The sequence below is a fragment of the Nocardia sp. NPDC058666 genome (genome assembly GCF_042714895.1).
GTDB lineage: Bacteria > Actinomycetota > Actinomycetes > Mycobacteriales > Mycobacteriaceae > Nocardia.
This window is the reverse complement of the sequence record NZ_JBHXRY010000038.1, coordinates 1-3,655: the sequence shown is the minus strand read 5'-3', so window position 1 is coordinate 3,655 and position 3,655 is coordinate 1. Positions and strand designations below refer to the sequence as shown.

At 67.4% G+C, this 3,655-nt stretch carries 3 protein-coding genes; all 3 read left to right on the top strand.

Annotation, left to right across the window (positions count from 1 at the left end; translation table 11 throughout):
- The coding region (locus ACFWVD_RS28090) for a class I SAM-dependent methyltransferase (RefSeq protein WP_379247856.1) at positions 1 to 669 on the top strand (669 nt) is incomplete at its 5' end.
- Positions 670 to 679: 10 nt separating this feature from the next.
- Positions 680 to 2,242, top strand: a complete 1,563-nt coding sequence (locus ACFWVD_RS28085; protein ID WP_379247854.1) for a flavin-containing monooxygenase — start codon at positions 680 to 682, stop codon at positions 2,240 to 2,242.
- A gap of 13 nt (positions 2,243 to 2,255) precedes the next feature.
- Positions 2,256 to 3,655, top strand: a 1,400-nt coding sequence (locus ACFWVD_RS28080; protein WP_379247852.1) for an FAD-binding protein, incomplete at its 3' end; no start/stop codon positions are given.

The following is a 3,655-nucleotide window of genomic DNA, read 5'->3' as shown; positions in this document are numbered from 1 at the left end:
GTCCTGGACATCGGCTGCGGCTGGGGCACGATGCTCAACCGCCTGACGACGGTGCACGGTGCGGAGCAGGCCGTCGGTCTGACCCTGTCGCGCACGCAGGAGGCGTTCATCGCCGGCCTGGACAACCCGCGGATCACCACGCTGGTGCAGAGCTGGGCCGACTACAAGGTCGCGGACGACAGCGAGAAGTACGACGCCGCGTTCTGCATCAACGCGCTGGAGCACTTCGTGTCCTCCAACCTGCCGCCCAAGGAGCGCACCAAGCGCTACCGGTACTTCTTCCAGCAGGTCGCGAACGCCCTGAACCCGGGTGCGAAGTTCGTGCTGCACACCATGACCGCCGAGGCGCTGCCGATGAACCGGGCGCTGCTGGACGACCTGAAGTTCCTGCAGCGCTCGGAGTTCGAGGGCTGCCACATTCCGCACCTGAGCGAGCTGTCCGCCGCCGCGGAGGGTCTCTTCGAGATCGACGAGATCGTCAACGAGCGGGAGTCGTTCGCGATGGCCTGCCGTGCCTGGCTGGTGCTGCTGGCCGAGCGCCGGGACGAGGCCGTGGCCCTGGAGGGCGAGGAGGTCGTCTCGCGGTTCGAGCGCTACCTCGACATCTTCGCGTACACGCTCGAGGACAAGTTCTTCAACAACTTCCGCGTCACCATCACGCGCCGTTAAGGAGGTTGACGTGACGAGCATTCTCGAACCGGCCAAGGACGGCGGGGCACGTACGGGCACCGAGGAGCGTCCCGGCGGCGGTGGCCCGACCCGGCATCTGCGGGTCGCGGTCATCGGCACCGGCTTCTCGGGTCTGGGCACCGCCATCCGGCTGCTGCAGTCGGGCATCGACGACTTCCTGGTGTTCGAGCGGGCCGACGAGGTCGGCGGCACCTGGCGCGACAACAGCTATCCGGGTTGTGCGTGCGACGTCATGTCCCACCTCTACTCGTTCTCCTTCGCCCGGAACCCGAACTGGAAGTCGACGTTCGCCTCGCGGGACGAGCTGTTCGCGTATCTGCGGGACACGGCCGACCGTTTCGGGGTGCGTCCGCACATCCGGTTCGGGCACGAGCTGGAGGCCGCCCGCTGGGACGAGGGCGAGCGGCACTGGAGGATCGAGACCTCCCAGGGCCAGTACACCGCGCAGTTCCTGGTGACCGGTACCGGCTACCTCAGTGAGGCGGCCGTACCGGACATCAAGGGGCTCGCGGACTTCGAGGGGAAGGTCTTCCACTCCTCGAACTGGGACCACGACCACGACCTGGCCGGCCGCCGGGTCGCCGTGATCGGTACGGGGGCCTCGGCGATCCAGTTCGTGCCGGCGATCCAGCCCGAGGTCGGGCACCTGGACCTGTACCAGCGCACCCCGGCCTGGATCGGGCCCAAGCCGGACAAGGTCAACAGTGCGCGGCACACCGCGATGCTGCGTTCGCTGCCGGGCTACCAGCAGTTCCGGCGGGGTTTCAACATGTGGGGCCGGGAGATCCTGGCGTTCTTCTGGAAGCGGCCCAAGCTGGCCGAGAAGGTCCAGAAGATGGCCAGCGACCACTTGAAGAAGTCGGTGGCGGACGAGGCGCTGCGCAAGCGGCTGACGCCCGACTACCTGGTGGCGTGCAAGCGGCTGCTGTTCTCCAACACGTGGTACCCGGCGATCCAGCAGCCCAATGTGGAGATCGTCACGGACCAGATCGCCGAGGTCCGGGCGAAGTCGATCGTGGGGTCGGACGGGGTCGAGCGCGAGGTCGACACCATCATCCTGGGTACCGGTTTCCAGGCCACCGACCGTCCGGTGGCGCGGCGGATCTGGGGTAGGGGCGGGGCGCAGCTGCGTGAGGTGTGGAAGGACGGGATGTCCGCGCACCGCGGTACGACGGTGGCCGGGTTCCCGAACCTGTTCATGCTGCTGGGTCCGAACACGGCGCTGGGTCACTCCTCGCAGACGGTGATGATCGAGGCGCAGGTCCAGTACGTCGTGGACTCCCTCAAGCAGGTCGAGAAGCGGGGCCTGGCCAGTATCGAGGTCCGGCAGGAGGCGCAGGACGCCTACAACCGCAGGCTCGATCGGCATCTGGAGGGCACGGTCTGGATGTCGGGCGGCTGCAGGAGCTGGTACCTCGACGCGAACGGCCGCAACACCTCGATCTTCCCGACGTACACCTGGCGCTTCCGCCGGGGCACCAAGCGCCTCGACCTGAGCGAGTACCAGCTCGCTTCCCAGGTACGCAGCACCAAGCCGGTACCTCACCAGTAGGAGACGTACGAAGATGAGCAGCACCCACAGAACTGCCGCGGGCACCGCCGCCGAGCCCTCCCGCCGCCGGGTCCTGGGCGGGATCGCGACCACGGCCGTCGCGGTCGTCGGCTGGAATGCGGTGTCCCAGACCTGGGCGACGGCCGCCGAGGCGGCCGGGAACTCGGATGTGGTCCTGGTGCCGGGGCTGGTCGGGACCCTGGAGACGACCCCGGGCGTGGTCGACGCCTTCGCCAACGACTTCGGTCACCTCTTCGACGGTGCGCCGAGCAAGCCGTGGGCCGTGCTGCGGCCCGGCGGTGTGGACGACATCGTCAAGATCGTCAATTATGCCCGGGCGAACAACATCAAGGTCGCCGTCAACGGTCAGGGCGGTACCGGGAACGACATCGAGTCGCACTCGGTGTACGGGCAGGCGCGTGTGCCCGGCGGTATCTCCATCGATGCGAAGGGGATGTCGAAGATCCTGTCGATCGGCGGCGACCACGCGGTGGTCGAGGCCGGTGTGACCTGGGGTCAGCTGACGGATGCGGCGCTGCAGGTGGGCAAGACCCCGCCGGCGCTGCCGGACTACCTGTACATCTCGGTGGGCGGGACCATTTCCATCGGCGGTATCGGCGGCACCGTGCAGCGGTACGGTCTGCTGTGCGACACCGTGCAGTCCATCGACATCATCACCGGTGACGGCAAGCTGGTCACCGCGACGGCGACGCAGCGCACGGAGTTGTTCAACGCGGCGCTGTCGGGCGGCGGTCAGGTCGGCATCATCGTCCGGGTCAAGGTCAAGCTGGTCCCGGCGCCGAAGCGGTCGGTGATCTTCAGCCTGTTCTACGCGAACGTGGAGACGTACCTGGCGGACTCGGAGAAGGTGCTGGCCGACGGCCGGTTCCAGGTCCACGCGGGCGAGATGCTGCAGAAGCCGGACGGCAGTGGCTGGCGGTACAAGCTGGAGGTCGGCGCCACCTACAACACGACGCCGCCCAACCGGGAGACGTTGCTGTGCGGTCTGCAGGACGTGCGGGCGGACGCGATCATCGAGGACGTGGCGTTCCGGGACTACATGTTCCGGCTCGACGCGTACGAGGCGGTGCTGAAGGAGGGCGGTCACTGGTACACGCCCAAGCCGTGGCTGAGCATGTTCCTGCCGGCGTCGAAGACCAAGCAGTTCATGAAGCGGGTGGAGCAGGAGCTGGACGCGAACTCGCTCGGTGGCGGGTTCCTGCTCTTCTACCCGTTCTTCACCTCGAAGATCAAGCGTCCGCTGGCGATGATGCCCAACGAGTCGGTGGTCTACCTGTTCGACCTGCTGCGCTTCCCGAACCCGGGTGAGACCGGCATTCAGGCCATGATCGACCAGAACCGGCGGCTGTACGACATCGCGGTGGGTCTGGGGGCGAAGCGCTATCTGGTGGG